The following is a 19,806-nucleotide window of genomic DNA, read 5'->3' on the forward strand; positions in this document are numbered from 1 at the left end:
GCCCCGGGGGGGGCGGGGCCGCCCATCCGCGGCCCGCGGGGGGGGGGGGGGGCCCGGGCCCCCCGCGGCCCCCCCCGCCCCCCCCGGGCCTGACGCAACCGGTGGCCCTGGTTCGCGGCCCTGGCCGCGCCGACCCAGGGCTGTGCGGTGGGGCGCGACCGGGCCCGGACCCGGGTTCAGGCCGCCCCACCTCACGCGGCGGGGCGTGAGCGCGCGCCCGGGCGGGCAGGGGCCCGGTAGCGGTTCGCCGCGCGCCCCGTACCCCCGCGTCCGCAACCGGCGGCGGTTCCCGGCAGGAAACCGCACCCCGCCCGCCCCCAACCGCCCGCCCGCAACCACCCCCAACCGTCCCGAGCCCACTCGCCCGGCCATGGAGGTCCCACGTGGATCTGGACACTGTCGCCGACGAGTTGTACGCGCTCACCCCCGGCGAGTTCACCGCCGCCCGCAACGCGCGCGCCGCCGAGGCCGTCCGCGCCGGCGACCGCCCGCTCGGCGAACGCATCCGAGCCCTGCCGAAACCCACCCTCGCCGCCTGGGCGAGCAACCTCCTCGTACGCACCCGCCCGGACGAGACCGGTCCGCTGCTCGAACTCGGCGAGGCACTGCGCAACGCGTACCTCAACGTCGACGCCGCCCAACTGCGCACCCTCTCCGCACGTCAGCGCCAGGTGACCGCCGCACTTGCGCGCGAGGCCCGGCAGCTTGCCGCGTCCGCGGGGCAGCCCCTCGGGAACCAGGCCCTGCAAGAAGTCCAGGACACCTTGCACGCCGCGCTCGCCGACCCGGACGCGGCACGGGAGTGGGCGTCCGGGCGGTTGTCCCGCCCGCTCGGCGCCGCCGGGTTCCCGGCCGTCAGCCCGTCCGCGGTGACAAGACCGCGCGCCACCGCCGGACACGCGCCCGAGGCGGCTCCGGCGCCCGTTGCCGAACCGGGCCGCAAACGCGCCACCAACACCACGACCACCACGACCAAAGCTGCCTCGGCGCCGACCGACCTCGACCGGGCACGGGCCCGCCGCGAACGCCGCGCCCGCGCCGACCGCGTCGGAAAGGCGCTGCGTGAGGCGGAGGAGGCGCACGAAGCCGCCGAGGAATCCCGCTCCGGGCGGCAGGAGCGCCTCGACCGCACCACCGCCCACCAGGAGCGCGCGGCCCGCCGCGCCGCCGACCTCGCCACGCGGCTGGCCGCCGCACAGGACGAACTGCGCGACGCCGAGACCGCCGTACGCGAGGCTCGCACCGACCTCAAGGCCGCCGACCGCGCCGTGCGCGAGGCCGAGACCCGGCTGCGCCGCGCCCGCCGCCAGGCCGAGGCCGAGGAAGACCCCGACGGCGGTGACGCCTGATGCCGTACGCGGGCGGGGCGGCCCGGACGTGCGGCGCCGGTGGCGTAGGTTCCGAATGCGTAGGTCGCGGATGCGGATTCACCAGTGACCCAGCCGCCGGGAATGCCCGTGCACACGCTGTGGTTGCACCGGGTGGTCGGTGGGACCGGTGTCCCCGGGTCTCACCTATTGCCACCGAGGAATACCGTTCGGCTGGAGCCTCGGCGTGCCTTTCGCCGCGAGGCGACCCGCCCACCGACTGCGAGGAGGGCTTCGCCACGGCGAGGCCCTCCTCGGCGTTCGTACGCATGCCCGATCCGCTGACCACACCGACACTGCGAACATCGCTGACACGACGGACACCGCGTGTACCCGTCGTGCCGCTCACGGCGGTGGTGACCCGTGACCGGTAGCCCCCCACAGCCTGCTGACGGCGCGTCAGCCGGTGGCGTACCGTCCCCACGCATGGACTACGTCGGCTGGGTCGTGCTCGCCCGCGGGGACTCCGAGCTGCGCCGCGCCCCCGCGGTGGCGGCATTCGCGGGTGCGGTGGGCGGCGAACGCGTGTTCGGCACCTGGCGCGAGCTGCGCATAGCCGACACCGGAGCCGGCGACGCCGACGTCCTCGCCCTGGCCCGCGCGACCGGCGCCCCGGCGCTCGCCGTGTATGTCGTCGACGGCCTGTGCGCGGTCGGCGAGGGAGCGACACCGGGCGGAACCGCGTTCGACCTGGTGTTCGGTGAAGAACGCGTCGCCGAGGAGTACGCCGCCGCCCTGCCCGACGACTACCGGCGGGCAGACGCCGTCGCGGCCGTCACCGCGTGGGCCGCGGAAGCCGACCTGGCCGCCGTACCGGACGCCGTCGACCACGCCCTCGCCCGCGGCGGGCTCGACGACCTGTACCGGGCCGTCGGCCTGACCGGGCGCGCCGGACCGCACTGACCCGCCTCGCGCGCCTGCCTGGGACCGTCGCCCAGGTCAACGGCCACGTCCCATGCCGGGCGCCGCTCGCCGCTCGCCGCTCGCCGCACGCGGCATGCGGCACGACAAGAATCTTGACTGATCGTTCCATATTCGGGTTAGGGTGGGCGCATGGCCCGGACCAGGGAGTTCGACACCGAAGCCGCCATAGACGCCGCCACGGCCGTCTTCTGGCACCAGGGATACGCCGCGACATCCATCCAGGACCTGGTCGACGCGACCGGCCTGGGACGCGGCTCGCTATACGCCGCGTTCGGCAGCAAAGACGGCCTCTACAAAGCCGCACTCACCCAGTACGCCCGACGCACCGCCACCGACAACACCCGCCGCCTCGACCGCCCGGCACCCGTCCGCGAGATCCTGCGCGACCTGCTCCTCGACACCATCGAGAGCACCGCCCGCGACCCGCGCCGACGCGGCTGCCTCATCACCAACACCGCCGTCGAACGCACTCCGCACGACCCCATGGCCGCCCGCGTCGTCACCGACGCCCTCGACGGCCTCACCGCATGCGTCGCCGACGTCCTGCGCCGCGGTCGCGAACGCGGCGAACTCCCGCCCGACACCGACACCGCCGCGCTCGCCGACCTCGTCGTCACCACTGTGCAGGGCCTCCGTGTACGCGCCAAGGCCGGCACCGACCCCGCACGCCTCAACGCCGTCGTCGACCTCCTGCTCTCCGTCGTCCCCGACGGGCCGCCCGACGGGGCGCCGACATCCGCAACGCACCGACCCAGCGCCCGTACGAGCCCGCGTACCTGCGACCGCCCCACCTCGAAAGGCACCACGACGTGACCACCACCGTCGCCCTCCTCGGCACCGGCATCATGGGCTCCGCCATGGCTCGCAACCTTCTCGCGACCGGCCACGACCTCCGCGTCTGGAACCGCACCCGCGAGCGCGCCGAACCTCTCGGCGCCGCCGGAGCCACCGTCGCCGACGACCCGGCCGACGCGGTACGCGGCGCCGATGTCATCCTCACGGTGCTCAACGACGGCGACGCGGTCCATGCCGCGATGACCGCCGCCGCACCGGGCCTGCGTACCGGCCAGGTCTGGGCACAGATGAGCACCGTCGGCGTCGCCGCCCTCGAACGGCTCACCGAACTCGCCGACACCCACGGACTCGTCCTCGTCGACGCACCTGTCCAGGGCACCCGTCAGCCCGCCGAGGCAGGCACCCTCGTCATCCTCGCCGGCGGCCCCCGGCCACCCGCCCTCGACAGCGTTTTCGACGCCGTGGGCAGCAAGACCCTGCGCTTCGACGCGGTCGGCGACGCCACCCGCCTCAAACTCACCACCGTCGGCTACGGCATCGCCATGACCTCCGTGATCGGCGAATTCCTCGCCCTCGCCGAAGGCCTCGGCGTCGACCCCGCGGACTTCGCCGCGGTCATGACCGGCGGCCCGATGGACAGCCCGTACCTCCAGGCCAAGATGGCCGCCATCCGCGGCAACGACTACACGCCCAGCTTCACGGTCCGCAACGCCGAGAAGGACACCCGCCTCATCGCCGACGCCGCCGCCCGCGCGGGCATCTCCGTCGACCTCACCCAGGCCGCCGGCGCCCGCTTCCGCCGCGCCGAAGCACGCGGCCACGGCGACGACGACATGGCCGCAAGCTACTTCGCCGGCTTCGCCACCGACCCCGCCACGCGGCCATCGGCCTGACCGCCCCGCGGAACGCGTCGGCGCGGCACGGGCCCGGGGCTACACGGTCGCGCCGCCGCCGTCCGCCTGGCGCGCCCAGCGCGGGGGAGAGGCCAGCGCGGCGCGGATCGCCGCCTGGGTCGGGCGGCCCACAGTCTCCGGAACGTCCTCCACCGGCATCCCGAACACATGCGCCCACACCCGGCGCCAGCCCAGCCGACGGGCCGTACGCGCGGACGCCCGCCGCTCCGCCGACTGCGCACGCCGGACCACTTCGGCACGCGCCGCGTCCGCGTCGTCCAGCCAGATCGGGCGGGTACGCAGCAACTCCTCGACGTACGCCGCCGACCACCGCCCACTGCGCGGCCGCAACGCCGCCGCCAACTCCGGATCCAGGCCGAACAACTCGGCCACCGCCTCGTCGGACAAGCGGGCAACCGCGCGGGCGGCGTCCTTGAGCACCGCGTCCGCACGCTCGCGCGCCTGCTGCCACACAAGCTCCTGCTCGCGCCCCCACATCGCCGAGACGCGCTCGAGCTCCTGGTCGCCGCGCAGGAGCAGCAGCCACCCGGGCGGCACCTGCGCCAGCTCCTCCAGCGTCGAACGGGCGATGTAGCCGTGCAGCGCGGGAGTGTGCTCCGCCACCCGCATCGCCGGCACCCCCAGGCGCGCGGCGACCTCCTGCGGCTTGGCCAGGCAGGGGAGTACGCGCAGCGCGGGGCCGGTCGCCTCCTCGGCCAACTGGGCGAGTTCGGCGGGGCGCAGCCGTGCCTGCCCGACGAGTTCGGCCAGCGCGCGGGCCCGCGTGTCGTCGCGGAACCGCCGCAGGCGCGGCGGGATCCGGCCGTGCGCGGCCCCGAGGGCGACGGCCCACAGCACAGTCTCGACCGGGTCGCCCATCGCCCCCGGACGGCGGGTGGCGAGCAACTGGCGTGCGTGCTGAGCCCGTTCGCGGTTGTACGCGCGCGTGCGGGCGGCCTTGGCGGCGGCCTGCGAACGCGCCACGGCCGCGGCTGCGGCACGCAGTTCGATGTCCGCGACGACATGGGGGAGCAGGGCGTCGACGTCGGCGGTCCGGTAGTAGCAGACCTCCAGGTCGCGGCCGTTGCGGCGTAGCCACTGGCGTTCCACCACCGGCAGTTCGGCGGTGCGGGCCACGCGGGTGAACCGTTCCCGGCTGATGTGCAGACGCGCGGACGCCTGACGGGCGCTCAGCGGCTCCTCGCGGTGCAGCGCGTCCAGGAAACGACGTTGGTCGGCGGCGGCCCGGGCGACGCAGTCCGCGTCGAACGTACCGTCCTCGTGTTGGTCCAGCAGCCCCGCCCGCGCGGCCAGTCGGACCTGGCGGGGGACCAGCCCCAACGCCTGTCCGACCCGCGCGGCACCCATTCCTCGTGGGGTCACGGCCGGCCCCTTCCCTCGGGTGACACCGATCGGGCCGACGATAGAACGGGCAGGGTCCCCGGGGTAGGCGAAGACGGGAAATCCGCCCGAAAGTGCCAGCCGTGTGGACCGGTCCCGGGTTGTCCGGGATAGCCCGGATGCGGGTGCCGCGCCGCAGGGAAGAACGTTGCGGGGTGGACACGGGCGGGCACAGAGAGGCGGCAAAGCGGCCGCGGGCCGGGGGGAGTTGCGGACGAGCGCCGGAGGGCATACGGGCGGGGGACGGCACGTGACGGATCACGATGGACGTCGTGTGACGCCGTGACGCGCCGCGGCGAGGGGGCCGCGGGTTTGTATTCGAGGCTGCTCGGGGATATGCGGGTCCTGCCTAAACGCGCTCGCTCCTCGCCTGATCATGTCGCTTCGTGTGTCGCCGCCTATCGCTGCGCTGTCTCGCCCCGCGTGTGCCGCGTTGCCCTGCCTGGCGGTTGGTGGCCGCCGGTGTCGGTGCGACGCACTACGGTCCTGCCCTCCGGGGGTGGCATGCCCCGGGACGATCTGTGAGCGAGGGAAGCGCGCGAGATGGGCTATTGGGGCGAGTTCGTGGTGGTACGCAGTGAACGCTCGGCGCGGGAACTCGACCCGCTGAACGGGGGATTGTGCCGCAGAGGGCACGAGGACTGCCTCGGCTCCGAGCGCGCGTACGGCGACGCGTGGCAGATCGTCCCGGTCGAGCACGGCGTACCGGGGGAGACCGCGGAAACGGTCCGGCGGCTCGGCGAACAGACGGGCGCGCCCGCGTTGATCTGCTACGTGCTGGACAGCGACGCAGGGCTGGTGCACGGCTGGTCGGCACGCGGAGGCCCGTGGCAGACGTGGTTCCGGCCGCAGTACGCCGCCGAGTACGAACTGCCCGTCGACCTCTGCTATGAGGACGAGACGGGGATGCCCGCGACGGCGTACACGGCCGCGTGGAATGCGGAGCACGACCGGCTGGTACGCGAGATGCCGGGGCACGCGCGGCGGGTCGCGGCGTGGGCGGTGGAGGCCGGCTGGTCGCCGGATGTGGACGCGGTGCACCACGCGCTGATTCACGACGAGCCGGGGTGGGCCGAGGAACAGTTCCACCGGCAACTGCTCGCGGCGATGGGCGCTCCGGCCCCGGTGGCTCACGGGTCGTTGCTTGTGCATCATCGGCGGACTGTGGAAGGTGGGAGGGGCGCCCAAAGCACCTAAGACGTATGGCCTTTCACAGCGGCGGATGCAGAGCCGCGGACGAGATGTCGGTCCCGCGGCTCGATCCTCGCCTGCGGGCCGCTTGCGCCTGCCGCCGTCTGTCCGGTCGCCGCTGGGGCATCCGCTACACCCCACGCGGCAAGGTCATCTACGTCTGGGCTGAATTGCCGCCCCCCGGGCGCGTCCCGGCCCCAGGTCGCGGAGTCGGCCGACGCCCTCCTGGACCAGCGGGACGCCGCCCCCTGGCGACCCCCGAACCACCCCCTCCGTACCCCCTCACTTCTCCAGGCTCCGGCCGAGGCCGACCGCGCGCTCGACGGCTCGGCCGATGGGGAGGGCGACCTCGGGTGCGCGGGTGGCATGTGTCCCGGGGATCCGTCCCGGGACGGCGGTGAGTCCGCCCAGGGCTGCGTCGAAGCCGGGTGCGTCCCGCTGAATGGCGGCCACTTGACGGTCGACTTCGGCGGGGCCCTGACCGCGGAGCGGGAGGAGGTAGAAGTACCTGCCGTCCTCGCGGGTGCCGATGATCTGGGCGCCGAGCGAGCGGAAGGTGGCCAGGGAGGCCGCGTTGTCGGGGGCGATGTGGCCGGTCGCGTACTGCTCGTCGGCGGGGCGCCCGTCCCCCCAGGCCCGGGTCACCTCCCTGCCCAGGCCCTGCCGCTTGAACTCCGGGTGTACGGCCACCGCGAGCCCGTGCGGGACGGGCCGGTCGGCCCAGCGCTCCCTGGTGGCCGCGCTGATCGCGTGCATGCCGCCCGCACGCGGGACCAGCAGCGGGCCGCCGAAGGAGTCCCGCCACAGGGACCGGTCCCCTGTGTACAGCGATCCGGCTCGGAAGCCCGCGACACGGCCGTCCGACGTCTGCGCCACCGCGGCGCTGAACGCGGGCGCCTGGGGATCGGTCGAAGCCCTGCGGTACTTGGCTTCCGTGGCGGCCCGGACGTCCTGCGACTCGGACGCGGCCCAGACGGCGGCGAGTTCCGGTATCAGCCGGGAGATCTCGTCGGGATCCAGTACGACCCGGATTCGGAACAACGCCGCTCCCTCGAACTCCGCTACTGCCCGAACTGCCCGAACTGCCCGGGACCGGCCAGCCGTTCGGCGACCAAAACCTCGAAGTGCATGCGCTGCACCTGCCCTTGGACGTCGACGATCCACGCGTCCGCGCCGCGCCGGAACACCCGGCGGCCGCCCGGTGTCCACGGGTGCCGGGGCTGGTACGTCCACACGAGGTGATCGGCCATGCGCCGCGCCGATTCCTGGTTGTCGGCCGGATACGCCTGCGTGATCTCCATGCGCCCGCCCGAAGCCAGGTGCTCCTTGACCAGGACGACCCACTTGGCCACCGACACAGGTTCCCCCGCCGCCCATGCGCGCTCCGGCACGCCGTCCTGCATGCGCAACTCCCCGGATCGGTGGCCTCCTTGCCCCCAGCGTGGCGCAACAGCCCCGGCGAAGGCTGAGGGTCTTGCCTCGGATCCCGGCCGGTCCGGGCAACTCCGCGCGTCGTCATCGGAACGCGCCGCGAACCCGCCCTCACAACCACAACCGGTCGGGCGGATCGTCAGGGGGTCGAGACGGTGTCGACGTACTCCATGGCGACCGCACGCAGGTCGTTGACCATTTCCCGTGACGTGGCATCCTTGGCTCCGCCGTCGACCCGTACGACCTCCGCGATCACCATGTAGTGACCCGACACGGTCGTGCTCACCCAGCTCGGCGCCGACGCAGGGACGCGTACGCCCGAACTCGACGGCGGCGTCAGGAAACTCACGTACTGGCCCTTGCTGCGGTCGTCGGAGAGCTGGTCCTGCAGGGCCGTGGCGGCGGGCTTGTCGGTGAGCGACACCACCGAGAGCGCCCCGACATGTGTCTTCCCCGAGTTGGCCCACACCGACTGGATGACCTTGATGCACGTCCCCTTCATCAGCAGGCGCATCTCGGGCTCGGCCGCCGTGCAGGAGCCGGTCTGCTTGGCCAGATGCTGGTACGACCGCGCCTCGACCGTCCGGGCGCCCGTCTCGGGGAACCACTCGTCAGCGGTGAAAACCGTCGTGTCGCCGGTCGCGTTGTTCCAGTCGTTCTTGCCGGTCGGCTTCCCCGACGCACCAGTGGCGGGTGTTTTCCCGCCGGCCCCGGTCGACGGCACACCGGTGGGAAACTTCGTGCCGACGCCGCCGGGGAGCGTCGGGATCGGCGTCTTGCCGCCCATCGGCCCGGTCGGAGTACCGCTGTTGCCCGATATCGACAGCAAGCCGCCGATCACGCCGATCGCGACCACGGCCGTGATCCCGGTGACAAGCCACGGACTGCGGCCGGACCTTCGGGACGGCGGGGCGAGAGCGTCATTTTGCGAATCCATGACCGAGACCGTAGCCACCCGCGGGTGACAAGCGGTGAGGGAAGCCCCTGCAATATGCGGAGCGCGCACGGACGATCGAGGCACCAAGCCCCAAAAGCCGCCAGCCGTACGCCTTACCTCGGCCGCTTCCTGGCCGGATGCCAGCTTATCGACACAGGGCCCCCGCGCCGCGCCGGCAAACCCGCCTGTCACCGCCACGGACGCCTCGTCGGCTAGGCCGTCCTCGGCCCCGCCTCCAACGCCTCCCGGGCTTCGGGAACCTTCCTGCGCCGGGTGATGTGGCTGCCCCCCACGACCGCGACCAAGACCCCGACGGGCTCTACGCCACCGGCGCGCCCTGCGAAGCCGTCGACCCACGTACCATCAGTCCGGGCGTCCGAGAGACAAGACCTGGCGACGCCGCAACACGGATGCGCCGACCGCAGGACAGCGACCGAAGCGACTGTGGAAGCGACCCGCACCCGGCAACCGCAACCAGGCACGGTAAATCGTCGACAGTCGCTGAGTGAGACCCCTGAGTCGCTGGCGTATTTGTGCAGGTCAGCGCACTGGGCCCTACGGATCAGCGACTGAAGCGACCCAACTCGCCAATTGCCGGACGGAATGCGGCCGACCGCGATAGCCGAACTCATGCGGAATGCCTTCCAGCAATCGCGACACGAGTACGTGGCCAAGTAGCCGCCGTTCCCGGTCTGGGCCATGCCCAAGACCCCGGGCGACGCAGGGCTTTGAGCTAGGTCGTTGCGTCTGAGGGGTCGGGCGAGCCGCGGACCGGGAGTGGGGCGTCGGCGTGGGCGTCGGCCGCGACGGTGGCGGCGACGGGTGCGGCCGGGGAAGTGCGGGGGAATCGGAGCAGGGTCAGGATCGGGCCTGTGGACACCGTGGTCACGAGGGCCACGATGACCAGCACGGTGTAGAGCGACTGGTCGATGATGCCGCTCTGGAGGCCGATGTTGAGGGCGATCAGCTCGGTCAGCCCTCGAGTGTTGAGCATGACGCCGACCACGGTCGCCTCATGAGAGGGCATTCCCCCGAGGCGCGCGCCGAGGTAGCCGCCACCGACCTTGCCGACGGTGGCGACGGCGGTGAAGATGCCGAGGAGCGCGAGGTCGGTTCGGCTCAGCGCACCGATGTCCACGGACAGTCCGCTGACCATGAAGAAGACCGGCAGCAGAATCGTCCCGCTGTCCTGGAGCGGGCGTACGAGGCTCGCGTCCGGTTCGCCGTCGGCTCCGCGCGGCATGATCATCCCGGCGACGAACGCGCCGAAGATGACGTGCAGTCCGAGCGCGGACGTGGCCCACGCGGAGGCCATGGCCAGCGCCGCGACGACGGGGAGGTCGCCGCCGGGGACAGCCTCGGGGCGAGACAGCCAGCGCCGCAGTGCCGGACGTACGACGCACAGCATCGTGGCCATGTACACGGCGAAGAGGGCCACCGTTGCGGGCAGCGACAGGTGCTCTTGTTCCGAACTGCCCGCCGCCATCACGGCCGCGGCGAGCACGATCCAGCCGAGAGCGTCGATGACGCCCGCGGAGGTCATCGAGACGACACCCGCGACGGTCGATGCCGCGCCCCGTTCACGGATGATGCTGGCCAGCACCGGGACGGCCGTGACGGCCATGGACACGGCCATGAAGAGGACGAAGCCCGTGTTCCCGGTTACGTCGCCGCCGGGAGGGGTGTAGAGAGGCGCCACGAGGAACGCGGCGCCGCCGCCCAGCACCATCGGTATGACGAACCCACACGCGGCCACGGCCGGTACGACCTTGCGCCGTTGCCGGAGCACGCGCAGGTCGAGTTCACAGGCCACCGCGAACAGGAAGGGCACGAGCGCGATTTGGGCGACGACGGAAAGGTACGGAAGCACCTGCCGCGGGAACAGCATGTCCATGAACCCGCCGGGCAACCGCCCCAGCAGGCTGGGACCCAGGGCCAGCCCGGCGAGGATCTGGCCGATCACGGCCGGTTGACGCATCTTCCGCGCGACGGCCCTGAGCAGATGGCTCAGGGCGACGATGACGGCGGTACCGGCGACGACGTGGGTGACCAACTCGTCGGTGCTCACGCGGGATTCCCCTGGGTCGGGTGTGGATGCCCTCAGGCTGGCGCAGCGCGTGACCAGCGGCCAACGTGTGCGTGGCACCTGCGTTTTGCGGATACTCGCTCGCGCGTCCCGGATGGAGAGTCGCATTGCATACCCGGCGGCGACGGTTTCGTCGGCGCGGGCCCGCGACGGCGACGGCAACGTGTTCGCGGAACTGCATTGGGGACATTCGGGAACTGTGCTGAACCACTGCTTCCGGCGAACCATCGTTTGGGACACAGCAGAAGCCGTCGCCTCCACGGTCGACCCGGCGTCCCGGCCACCCAACAACTACACAAGCGTCTGGTAACAGCCGGCTCCGTGCCACTGCTGCCCTGACTGCCCGATGCAGCGAACCACGCCATCCATCACCCCGCCGCTTGTACGTACGGCAGCGACCGGCTCTGAAGCGCTTGCACGGGCTCCCCGATCGAGCCGGGCCCGACCACGCCACGCAACGCCTCCGCAACGCAGGACCACGTCTAGTCCGCAGGGACTGTAGAACGAACCGTGGGTGTTCTTATGCAGCCAACTCCGTCTCACGTCCGGAGGGGACAAGGCGTGAGTACGTGATCATGTCCGCGTGTCGAACGCGAACGAGCTTGTAGGCGTGGCGTTTGCGAGGCTTGCGCCATTGGCATTCGAGAAGGCTGCGGACAAGCGCGAGGTCACCGGATAGCGTTCTGGTTCAGGCCCAGGGGGCGATCCGGCCCCCGGCAGCCCGCCATTCGCGCGACGGATCTGCACCTGCCCCGGACACGCAATCGACCTCAAGCGCGCGGTGGTCACCCGAAGGCTGACGAACGGCCGTCGCCAGCCGTGGAACCATGCTCCGGGTTCAGCGAACTGCGTTACTGCCAGTAAACATTCGCAGCAGGCATAGGGCCCGCCAACGGCGACGCGGGTGCCAACGTGCTTGACCTCGCCCGAATTCGGGGTTCCGGCCCGTTCCATTCGACCCGCCCGGCCGCGACCCGATCAACCAGGCGATCGACGCTGCGGACCCCGCGTGCCACTCACACCTGTCCGTACACATGCCAACGAGAGCCAGGAGCACTACCAGCTCAACTGGTCTCGGTGGCGATGGCGTCGTCTGGACCGAGTTGCATGATCAGGTGGTGCTCAGCGAATACCTCGTGTCCACGTAGTGGCGCACACCAGGTGCATTGACGACGACGCGGACGCGATCCTGCTCGAGGAGGCCCTGCTCGGCGGCCGCGGCGCGCGGCGTTCGACCGGGCCGGACGGGGTCGCCGCGCTGGAGTCGCTACGTGACCCGGCTTTGCCGCGCCCGGACTTGATCGTGCTGGACCTGAACATGCCGCGCATGGACCGCCGCGAGTTCCTCAAGGTCGCCAAAGCCGACGAAGACCTCAAGACCATTCCCGTTGTGGTGCTGACCACCTCCCGGGCCTGAAGACATGGCCGTCGCCTACCGCGGTCACAGCAACGCGTACGTCACCAAGCCGGTCTCCCTTGGCGACTTCATCGCCGCGGTCCATAGCATCGACCGGTTCTTCCTGAGACCGCCGCCCTCCCCGGCTCCTGACGCCAGGCCGGCACCAAACGTCGAAGCGCGCCGCCCTGGGCCACGCGCTTCGACGTGCATTAGTTGACCGGCTAGGGTCTGTTTGAAAGTGGATCTTGGTCTGGGATGATCTTCGGGTGGGACGGGGAGATCTGACCGAGGGGCATTGGGCTGTACTGGAGCCGTTGTTGCCGACCGCGCGCAAGAGCGGTCGGCCGACCGAATGGACGCGTCGCCACCAGATCGACGAGATCCGGTGGCGCACCCGGACGGGGACGCCATGGCGGGACATACCGGAACGCTACGGCCCCTGGGAGTCCGCTTACAGCCTCTTCCGGCGCTGGCAACGCGACGGGACCTGGGCCCGGATCCTTGAGCAGTTGCAGGCCCGCGCGGACGCGCGGGGCCTGATCACCTGGGACGTGAACGTCGATTCCACGGTCTGCCGCGCGCACCAGCACGCGGCCGGTGCGCGGAAAAGGGGGATCTGCAGGTCGAGCCGTCCGGCGGTCTCGCCGCCGAGCCGGCAGACCACGCGCTCGGACGGTCCCGCGGCGGGCTGACCACGAAGATCCACCTGGCCTGCGAGCAGGGCCAGCGCCCGCTGGCCCTGCTGATCACCGCCGGACAACGCGAAGACTCACCGCAGTTCGCGAACGTCCTGGACGCGATCCGCGTCCCCAGGGTCGGACCGGGCAGGCCGCGCCCCCCCCCCCCCCCGGGGGGCGGGGGCCATGCCGTTTACAAGCGGGCGGGCCCCCCCCCGCGGCGCCCCGCCGAACACGCCCAACACCCACCGCTGTTCGCCAAGGCCGGGGCCGCGACCCGCGCCCCCGGGGGGGCCGCGCCCGGCCCCCCCCCCCCCCCCGGGGGGGCCCGCGGCGACAAGGCGTATTCCTCGCGGGCGAACCGCGCGCTGCTGCGCAGACGCGGCATCGCCTGCACGATCCCCGGGCCCGCCGGCCAGATCGCCTCTCCTATAAGAGATTTGCTCTTCTGTAGAAGACACAATCCAGTACGCCCGACACGACGGAGAGTTCCATGCGCCTGATCACACGTGGCCGACACCACGCCACCTTCGAATTCGGCAGCCTGCGGGTAACCGCGTTGCGCGACGGATACATCGACATGCCACCGACCCGACTCCGAGACGAGGACGGCTGCGCGCTTGCCGAGCTGCCGGCGACTGTCCCGCTGGTCGGTGACAACCTGCGGCTATCCGTCAACGCGTTCTTCGTCGCCGACGGCACGCGATCGCTCCTCATCGACACCGGCGCGTCCAACAACTGGCACGACCCCACCATGGGACTGATCTACGACGCGCTCGACGAAGCCGGAATCGACCGCCAGCACATCACCGATGTGGCTATCACCCACAACCACGACGACCACGTGAGCGGCCTGATCGCGCTGGATGGCTCCGAGGCGTTCGGCAGACTCGAGCGCGTATGGATCGGCGCGGGCGACACCTCGGTGTTCACCGGACGGCTCGAACCGATCCGTGACCGGGTCGTGCCCGTGACGGAGAAGGCCGCGATCAACGACTGGGCCACCGCGATCCCGACACCGGGCCACACACCCGGCCACACCGTCTACGAGATCACCAGCAGCGCCGGCCACCTATTTGCCTGGGGCGACACCGTCCACGTTCCCAGCCTCCAATTCGAACGGCCCAAGGTATCCTGGGAGTTCGACGGCGACCAGGCCCAGGCCCGCGCCGCACGAGTGGACCTCCTCGAACAACTCACCCAACCACACCACTTTGTAGCCGGTGCCCACCTCGACTCACCCGGCATCGCCCGCGTAACCCCCTCACGCGAGGGCTATGCACTGGAATACCTCGCACCACCGATCGGCTGATCGAGCCCGTCCGCGCCGGGCCGCGTTCGCGTACTCCGCCACGGACTCCTCCAAATGCGCCGCGGGCGAGTCCCGCGGCGCAACGTCAGCTTTTCGCGGCCGAGGCTCGCTCCCGAGCTTCATGGCGGCAACTGGCCATCCCGTCACCCCAACTCGCCATCCAGGCACCGCAGAAGCAGGCAGCCACCCTGGAAGCGAGTAGCTGTTCGGCGGATCCCTACACCTCCAACTCGTCTAGCTCATAGACGGTTTTGCAGTCCGTTCATGGGGCTCTCTGGGCCTTGGGGGTGCCATGGCCTCACCCCCAGTTCAGAGAGGACGGGCCGTCGTCGAACGCGTGGGGCTCGGCGTGGCCCCGGATCACGCGATGTCCTTCGTGGTGTTGGACGTCGAGTCAGGCGGGGGCATCGCCGGTGTAGGCCTTGTGTGGGCAGTGGGTTCAGTGTCTGAGGGGGTGTCCCCGTCCGGGTGGCTTGATGTCCGAGCCCATGGGCGGGGGAAGGTGGCGCCGTCCAGACGGTCGCCGGGGGCGAGGCCGAGGGGGTCGGTCACTACATGGTGGCCGCCGTTGAAGCGGGTCGCCTCGTCCATGTAGATCGTGACGTGCGCGAGCCGCGCCCGGTCGGTGCGGTTGGGCAGGGCCATGTGCGCGGTGCGGCCGCTGTGGAAGGTGCAGTCGCCGGCCTGCAGCGGCACGGTGACCCGGGGGAGCCACCGCAACGACGGGTCCAGCTCGAACAGGTCCTCCTCGCGGTGCAGGTCCTGGGCGCGCAGCCCGGCGCGGTTCTGGGTGCCGGGCAGGAAGGTCATGCAGCCGCGTTCCGGCGGGACGTCGACCAGCGCCGTCCACACCGACAGAGCGAGCCTGTCGCCCTCGTGCGGCCAGTACGGACGGTCCTGGTGGAACTCCGTGGCGGCGTTGTTGTGCGGCTCCTTGACCAGCATCTGGTCGTGCCACAGCCGCAGCGGGAACCCGGCAAGCTGCTCGGCGATCCGGCCCAGGCGCGCGTCGAACGTCAACTCCCGCAGCACCTCGTCGCGTTGCCAGACGTTGACCAGTTGCCGGAACACACCCTGCTTCTCCAGGCTCTCGGTGCGGTGCGCCGCCAAAAACGCCTCGGCGCCGGCACGGAAGCGCTCGACCTGCCCAGGCGCGAGCACGCCGCGTACCCGGACGAAACCGTTCACGCGATAGGCCGCCACGAGTTCCTCCGAGATACGCCCGTCGGCACGGATGTCGCTGTCGGTACGCCTACTTGTGGTTCTGGCCATTCCCGCCTCCAGGTCTTCCGCTGTCGCGCCACAGCAAGCCTCGTCCAAGGCGGCCGGGACGGGCCAGGCCGATCCCGACACTCAGTCGTACGATTCCGACATGCCTGCCACGCTGCACGAGCACGCCCTGTTCGCCGGGCGACCGGTCCTGGCGGGGGTCCACCGCGTGGACGCCGATATCGAGGCGCACGCGCACGACTTCCTCGAGATCGCGGTCGTCGCCACAGGCGACGGCCGACATATGACCAGCCGAGGCGAGCACCCCCTGCGACGCGGACACGTCATCGTCCTGCGACCCGGCGCCTGGCACGGGTTCCGCGGCTGCGCCGACCTCGTCGTCGCCAACTGCTGCCTGTCCACCCGGGCGCCGGGGCCCGACCTTGCGGCGCTGTACGACATCCCGATGCTGCGCCGGATGTTGTGGACCGATCCGGTCGCCTCCGGTACGCACGGCGTGGCGGTGACATCCGTCGATCCGGCCGCCGCCGAGGAGGCCGTCGCCCAGATCGGCCTGCTCGCCCGGGACCTCGGGGCCAAGCAGAGCCGCCCCGGCCGGGTGCTGGGCCGCCTGGCCACCGTCCTCGGCGTGCTGGCCGACGCCCGCGATCGCGACGGGCCGACACCCGAGCCTGCCCTCCACCCCGCCGTCGCAGCCACCGTCGCCCGGCTGGAGGCGGCGCCCGACCGACCGTGGCGGCTGGACGACCTGGCCCGGGCGGTCAACCTCGATCCCGCATACCTGGGCCGGTTGTTCAGGCGCGCGGTCGGGCTGACCCCGCTGGGCTACCTGGCCAGGCTCCGGGTCGAGCACGCCGCCACCCTGCTGGCCCACTCGGCGCTGCCGACCGCCCGGGTCGGCGCCGCCGTCGGATGGGACGATCCGACGTACTTCGCCCGCCGCTTCCGCAGCTTGTCCGGCCTGACACCAACCGAATACCGGCAGCGCAGCCGCTCGTGGGCTCCTTGACCTTCGCGCCGAGCACTCGGCGGCAGCGACCCACGCGTCACCCGGCGGGATCGGAAGTAGGGCACCCCGGTGGTTGCGGACGCCGGAGGTTGAGGGGTTCGCCGCTGGTGCGGGGGGCGTCGGGGGTTGATGCTCATCGGGGCGCGGGATTTGTACGTGCGCCTGTACGGTGCGCATCGGTCTACACGGGGAGTTGAGGATGGGACGTCTGCGCGGTGCGGCCGGTTCTCTGGTGATTGCTGCTGTTGTGGTGCTCGCGGGGGGCTGCTCGGATTCGGATGACGGAGAGGCGCCGCAGGTGCCTGGGGTGGACATGCCGACGGATCTGCCGGTGCCGCTGCCCGGGAAGCAGGGGGCGACGCTGGCGAACTTCAACAAAGTCACCCGAGGGATGACCCCGGAGGAGATGTTGGCGATCATGGGCCGGGAGAACTGCTCGGTGGTGTCGTCGGGCAACATCGACGGGGAGTACGCGGGATGGGTGTGCCTCGGGCAGTACGGCACCCAGGCCCAGTTCTTCTTCACCAAGGGTGTCCTGGAGGACAAGCAGCAGATCGGGCTGCGGTAGGAGTGCGTTCGACAGGCCCGGTTGCGCGCACCGTCGGCGAAGTAAGTGGCGACTTCCTCGGTCTGCGGGGGAGTTCCACGTCGGTTCCGCCCGCGGCGTACGACACGACCTGGTCGTCGAGTTGCGTCGACCGGTTGGGACTGTAGCTCTCGATAATCCACGCGGTGGGGATGCGGGCGGTGTCGAAACGCCGGCCGGGATCCCAGGTGCGGGCGGCGAACTTCGCGATCAGCACGTTGTTTTCGGTCTCGTCGACGACCGGGTGGGGACCGGCGCCGCAGACGCGGCGCATCGTCCGGCGCCCCCGACGTGGGCTCGGCTCCGGTGCATCCGAGGGGACTGTACGCCCCGACTGCGACGGGCCGCCTTGACCATGCGCCCGGGGGCGTGGTGGCGCATTGGCGGGCTCCGCCGACGGACATGTCGTGGCGCAGCACGCCATCACGACAGGCTTCGAATATCGCTCCCCGCCGGTCGGGGGTCCGCGTGGACGGCTGTGGAGCGTCTGGCGTACGCGAACGACCTGGACGACCTGGACGACGGGCGTTTGTAGGATGCCGCCGCCGCACCAGGTGTTGGTGTGCGAGTACACCGCGATCTGGCTGGCGGTGAAGCTGGGCTGGAATGTTGTCGGTTGGCGGGGCCGAACGCGTCGCCCTGGCCGGGCAGGCTGCGGTGTGCCCGGATGTGGAGGTCACCGGGACCCACGTCCTGCCGTTCGTGTGGTCGGCGGCTTCTGGGCGGTGGGTCTCAGGGTTGGCCAGCGGTGACCAGTCCTGATTCGTAGGCGAGGACCACGAGTTGGGCGCGGTCGCGGGCGTGGAGTTTGGCCATGGCACGGTTGAGGTGGGTCTTCGCGGTCGTCGGGCTGATCACCATGCGCTCCGCGATCTCGTCGTTGGACAGGCCGCGCGCGGCCAGCGCGACGGCTTCGCATTCGCGGTTGGTCAGCTCGTCCAGCCCGGTGACCGTTCCGGCGGGGAGCGGTTGGGTGATGTAGCGGTCGATCAGCTTGCGGGTGATCGAGGGGGCAAGGAGTGCGTCGCCGCGCGCGGCGACGCGGACGGCGTGCAGGAAGTCTTCGGGCACGATGTCCTTGACGAGGAATCCGGCGGCGCCGGCGCGCAGCGCGTCCAGGATGTACTCGTCGAGGCCGTAGTTGGTGAGGATGACCACGTGGACGTCGGCCAAAGCAGGGTCGGCGGCGATGCGCCGGGTCGCCTCGATGCCGTCGAGGACCGGCATCTGGATGTCGACGAGTGCGATGTCGGGCAGGAGTTCGCGGGCCAGGGCCACACCCTGCTCGCCGTCGGCGGCCTCGCCGACCACCTCGATGTCGCCCTCGGCGTCGAGGAGCGCGCGGAACCCGCTGCGCAGCAGCGGCTGGTCGTCGACCAGCAGGACGCGGATCACGAGGCGCGCTCCACCGGAAGTTCCGCCTGGACGGTGAACCCGCCCCCGGCGCGCGGTTCGGCGACCAGGCAGCCGCCGAGCGCGGCGACCCTCTCGCGCATGCCGGTCAATCCGACGCCGGCGCCCGCGGTAGCGGCCGGTGTGGCGGTGCCGTCGTCGTCCACGCGGATTGTCAGCGCGTCGGGCCGGTAGTGGATCCGTACGGACGCGGATGCGGCGGCGGCGTGCCGGACGACGTTGGTCAGCGATTCCTGGACGATCCGGTACGCGGTCCGGTCCACCGGCGCCGGCACGCCCCGCCGCGGCCCGTCGATCGTCAACGTCGCCGCCAGGCCGGACGTACGGGCCCGCTCCACCAACTCCGGGACGTGGTCGATCCCCAGCGGCGGGGCCTTCCCGTCGTCGCGCAGCGCCTCCAAGGTCGCTCGCAGGTCCCGGCTCGCCTCCCGGCCGGCCTCCCGGATCGCCAGCAACGCCTCGGGGGCCTCCTCGCCGCGTCGCCGCGCCAGGTGGACAGCCACCTCGGCCTGCACCTTGATCACCGAGATCTGATGGGTGAGCGAATCGTGCAATTCGCGGGCGATGTGCAGCCGTTCCTCGTCCGCGCGGCGCCGCGCGGCTTCCTCCCGGGTGCGCTCGGCCTCGTCCGCGCGCCGTTCGGCCTGCCGCAGCGCCTCACCGGCCGCGCCCGCGGCGATCAGCCACGCGATCTCGAGCGCGCCACGGGCCTGCGCGTAGGCCTCGCCCCCGTCGCGCAACGACACCAGCGCGGCCAGCGGCAGCGCGGCCAACAGGACCACGGACGCCGCCACCGTGGCCGTGCGGTGCCCCGCCCGCATCGCCGCGTACACCGCGAACAGGAAAGCCACGACCGGCACATCGAAACCGGTCGCCTGGTAGCCCAGAGCGCACAGCCCGGTGCCGACGAGTACAGCCACCGGCGCTTTGCGGCCTGCGGCCAGCGCCAGGCCGCCCGCCACCAGCAGCAGGTACCCGAGCAGGTCGACCGCGCCGGCGGAGCGCTCCGCGGACAGCCCGGTGACCAACTGCGCCGCGGCCACCCCGACGGCGACCGCCCAATCCCGGGCAGCAGTGCCGACCGCGAACCGTCCTGACGTCATAGGGCGCACCCTAGCCGGGCACCCCGTTCGGGCGGGTCCCGCTCACGGACGA

The 19,806-nt window shown here is 71.7% G+C and carries 19 protein-coding genes and 1 pseudogene; 12 read left to right on the plus strand and 8 right to left on the minus strand.

Translation table 11 applies throughout. The features are described from left to right. The first annotated feature begins 383 nt into the window (after positions 1–383). The 4 genes from ACWD12_RS39805 (at position 384) to ACWD12_RS39820 (ending at position 3,979) form a co-directional block, all read left to right on the plus strand. Complete coding sequence (locus tag ACWD12_RS39805; protein WP_450103748.1) at positions 384–1,349, plus strand: hypothetical protein; 966 nt, start codon at positions 384–386, stop codon at positions 1,347–1,349. Positions 1,350–1,793: 444 nt separating this feature from the next. After that, positions 1,794–2,270 carry a hypothetical protein gene (locus ACWD12_RS39810; RefSeq protein WP_450103749.1) on the plus strand — a complete coding sequence of 159 codons (477 nt, stop codon included), beginning with the start codon at positions 1,794–1,796 and terminating at the stop codon, positions 2,268–2,270. Between the two features lie 150 nt (positions 2,271–2,420). Further along, on the plus strand, positions 2,421–3,104 hold the full coding sequence (locus tag ACWD12_RS39815; RefSeq protein WP_450103750.1) for a TetR/AcrR family transcriptional regulator: 684 nt from the start codon (positions 2,421–2,423) through the stop codon (positions 3,102–3,104). Beyond that, a complete protein-coding gene (locus tag ACWD12_RS39820; protein WP_450103751.1) occupies positions 3,101–3,979 on the plus strand; it encodes an NAD(P)-dependent oxidoreductase in 879 nt (292 codons plus the stop codon). Before ACWD12_RS39815 ends, ACWD12_RS39820 begins: the two co-directional genes overlap by 4 nt. A 39-nt stretch (positions 3,980–4,018) precedes the next feature. Here the strand turns inward: ACWD12_RS39820 and ACWD12_RS39825 are convergent, their stop codons facing one another. After that, the gene (locus tag ACWD12_RS39825; RefSeq protein WP_450103752.1) at positions 4,019–5,362 is read right to left on the minus strand and encodes a hypothetical protein; all 1,344 of its coding nucleotides are present in this window, start codon (positions 5,360–5,362) and stop codon (positions 4,019–4,021) included. A gap of 561 nt (positions 5,363–5,923) precedes the next feature. Between ACWD12_RS39825 and ACWD12_RS39830 the strand changes: the two genes are divergently transcribed. Further along, positions 5,924–6,577, plus strand: a complete 654-nt coding sequence (locus tag ACWD12_RS39830) for a hypothetical protein (protein ID WP_450103753.1) — start codon at positions 5,924–5,926, stop codon at positions 6,575–6,577. A 276-nt stretch (positions 6,578–6,853) separates the two neighbouring features. Here ACWD12_RS39830 and ACWD12_RS39835 read toward each other — a convergent pair whose 3' ends face one another. From ACWD12_RS39835 to ACWD12_RS39845, 3 genes are all read right to left on the minus strand, one after another. After that, positions 6,854–7,612 carry a GNAT family N-acetyltransferase gene (locus ACWD12_RS39835; RefSeq protein ID WP_450103754.1) on the minus strand — a complete coding sequence of 253 codons (759 nt, stop codon included), beginning with the start codon at positions 7,610–7,612 and terminating at the stop codon, positions 6,854–6,856. 20 nt (positions 7,613–7,632) lie between these two features. Further along, positions 7,633–7,974, minus strand: coding sequence for a hypothetical protein (locus ACWD12_RS39840; protein WP_450103755.1), 342 nt, complete (start codon positions 7,972–7,974; stop codon positions 7,633–7,635). A 167-nt stretch (positions 7,975–8,141) separates the two neighbouring features. Then, positions 8,142–8,939, minus strand: a complete 798-nt coding sequence (locus ACWD12_RS39845) for a hypothetical protein (RefSeq protein ID WP_450103756.1) — start codon at positions 8,937–8,939, stop codon at positions 8,142–8,144. 137 nt (positions 8,940–9,076) lie between these two features. Between ACWD12_RS39845 and ACWD12_RS39850 the strand changes: the two genes are divergently transcribed. Then, the gene (locus ACWD12_RS39850; RefSeq protein WP_450103757.1) at positions 9,077–9,448 is read left to right on the plus strand and encodes a DUF6009 family protein; all 372 of its coding nucleotides are present in this window, start codon (positions 9,077–9,079) and stop codon (positions 9,446–9,448) included. 224 nt (positions 9,449–9,672) lie between these two features. Here ACWD12_RS39850 and ACWD12_RS39855 read toward each other — a convergent pair whose 3' ends face one another. Then, the gene (locus tag ACWD12_RS39855; protein ID WP_450103758.1) at positions 9,673–11,007 is read right to left on the minus strand and encodes a cation:proton antiporter domain-containing protein; all 1,335 of its coding nucleotides are present in this window, start codon (positions 11,005–11,007) and stop codon (positions 9,673–9,675) included. A 1,165-nt stretch (positions 11,008–12,172) separates the two neighbouring features. On the opposite strand from ACWD12_RS39855, the gene ACWD12_RS39860 reads away from it, so the two are divergent. The 4 genes and pseudogenes from ACWD12_RS39860 (at position 12,173) to ACWD12_RS39875 (ending at position 14,413) form a co-directional block, all read left to right on the plus strand. Next, positions 12,173–12,442, plus strand: coding sequence for a response regulator (locus ACWD12_RS39860; RefSeq protein ID WP_450103759.1), 270 nt, complete (start codon positions 12,173–12,175; stop codon positions 12,440–12,442). A gap of 227 nt (positions 12,443–12,669) precedes the next feature. Continuing rightward, complete coding sequence (locus tag ACWD12_RS39865; RefSeq protein WP_450103760.1) at positions 12,670–13,116, plus strand: IS5 family transposase; 447 nt, start codon at positions 12,670–12,672, stop codon at positions 13,114–13,116. 260 nt (positions 13,117–13,376) lie between these two features. Further along, positions 13,377–13,505 (plus strand): annotated as a pseudogene (locus ACWD12_RS39870) (IS5 family transposase); the annotation flags it as partial. A gap of 89 nt (positions 13,506–13,594) precedes the next feature. Further along, complete coding sequence (locus ACWD12_RS39875) at positions 13,595–14,413, plus strand: MBL fold metallo-hydrolase (protein WP_450103761.1); 819 nt, start codon at positions 13,595–13,597, stop codon at positions 14,411–14,413. A gap of 360 nt (positions 14,414–14,773) precedes the next feature. On the opposite strand, the gene ACWD12_RS39880 is transcribed toward ACWD12_RS39875, so the two are convergent. Continuing rightward, positions 14,774–15,685, minus strand: a complete 912-nt coding sequence (locus tag ACWD12_RS39880; protein ID WP_450103762.1) for a phytanoyl-CoA dioxygenase family protein — start codon at positions 15,683–15,685, stop codon at positions 14,774–14,776. Between the two features lie 100 nt (positions 15,686–15,785). Here ACWD12_RS39880 and ACWD12_RS39885 point away from each other — a divergent pair, with 100 nt between their 5' ends. Both ACWD12_RS39885 and ACWD12_RS39890 read left to right on the plus strand, forming a co-directional pair. Then, entirely contained in the window at positions 15,786–16,652 is an 867-nt protein-coding gene (locus tag ACWD12_RS39885; protein ID WP_450103763.1) for an AraC family transcriptional regulator, read from the plus strand. Between the two features lie 307 nt (positions 16,653–16,959). Continuing rightward, entirely contained in the window at positions 16,960–17,220 is a 261-nt protein-coding gene (locus ACWD12_RS39890) for a hypothetical protein (RefSeq protein ID WP_358356782.1), read from the plus strand. Between the two features lie 750 nt (positions 17,221–17,970). Here ACWD12_RS39890 and ACWD12_RS39895 read toward each other — a convergent pair. Together ACWD12_RS39895 and ACWD12_RS39900 are read right to left on the minus strand one after the other, a co-directional pair. Beyond that, on the minus strand, positions 17,971–18,633 hold the full coding sequence (locus ACWD12_RS39895; protein ID WP_450103764.1) for a response regulator: 663 nt from the start codon (positions 18,631–18,633) through the stop codon (positions 17,971–17,973). Continuing rightward, positions 18,630–19,754 carry a sensor histidine kinase gene (locus tag ACWD12_RS39900; protein WP_450103765.1) on the minus strand — a complete coding sequence of 375 codons (1,125 nt, stop codon included), beginning with the start codon at positions 19,752–19,754 and terminating at the stop codon, positions 18,630–18,632. Before ACWD12_RS39900 ends, ACWD12_RS39895 begins: the two co-directional genes overlap by 4 nt. Positions 19,755–19,806 lie beyond the last annotated feature (52 nt).

The sequence above is a fragment of the Streptodolium elevatio genome, assembly GCF_053592165.1.

Coding starts and splice junctions, on each gene's coding strand:
- ACWD12_RS39810 (WP_450103749.1), top strand. CDS start 1,794: ATGGACTACGTCGGCTGGGTCGTGCTCGCCCGCGGGGACTCCGAGCTG.
- ACWD12_RS39815 (WP_450103750.1), top strand. CDS start 2,421: ATGGCCCGGACCAGGGAGTTCGACACCGAAGCCGCCATAGACGCCGCC.
- ACWD12_RS39830 (WP_450103753.1), top strand. CDS start 5,924: ATGGGCTATTGGGGCGAGTTCGTGGTGGTACGCAGTGAACGCTCGGCG.
- ACWD12_RS39840 (WP_450103755.1), bottom strand. CDS start 7,974: ATGCAGGACGGCGTGCCGGAGCGCGCATGGGCGGCGGGGGAACCTGTG.
- ACWD12_RS39845 (WP_450103756.1), bottom strand. CDS start 8,939: ATGGATTCGCAAAATGACGCTCTCGCCCCGCCGTCCCGAAGGTCCGGC.
- ACWD12_RS39850 (WP_450103757.1), top strand. CDS start 9,077: ATGCCAGCTTATCGACACAGGGCCCCCGCGCCGCGCCGGCAAACCCGC.
- ACWD12_RS39875 (WP_450103761.1), top strand. CDS start 13,595: ATGCGCCTGATCACACGTGGCCGACACCACGCCACCTTCGAATTCGGC.
- ACWD12_RS39880 (WP_450103762.1), bottom strand. CDS start 15,685: ATGGCCAGAACCACAAGTAGGCGTACCGACAGCGACATCCGTGCCGAC.
- ACWD12_RS39885 (WP_450103763.1), top strand. CDS start 15,786: ATGCCTGCCACGCTGCACGAGCACGCCCTGTTCGCCGGGCGACCGGTC.
- ACWD12_RS39900 (WP_450103765.1), bottom strand. CDS start 19,754: ATGACGTCAGGACGGTTCGCGGTCGGCACTGCTGCCCGGGATTGGGCG.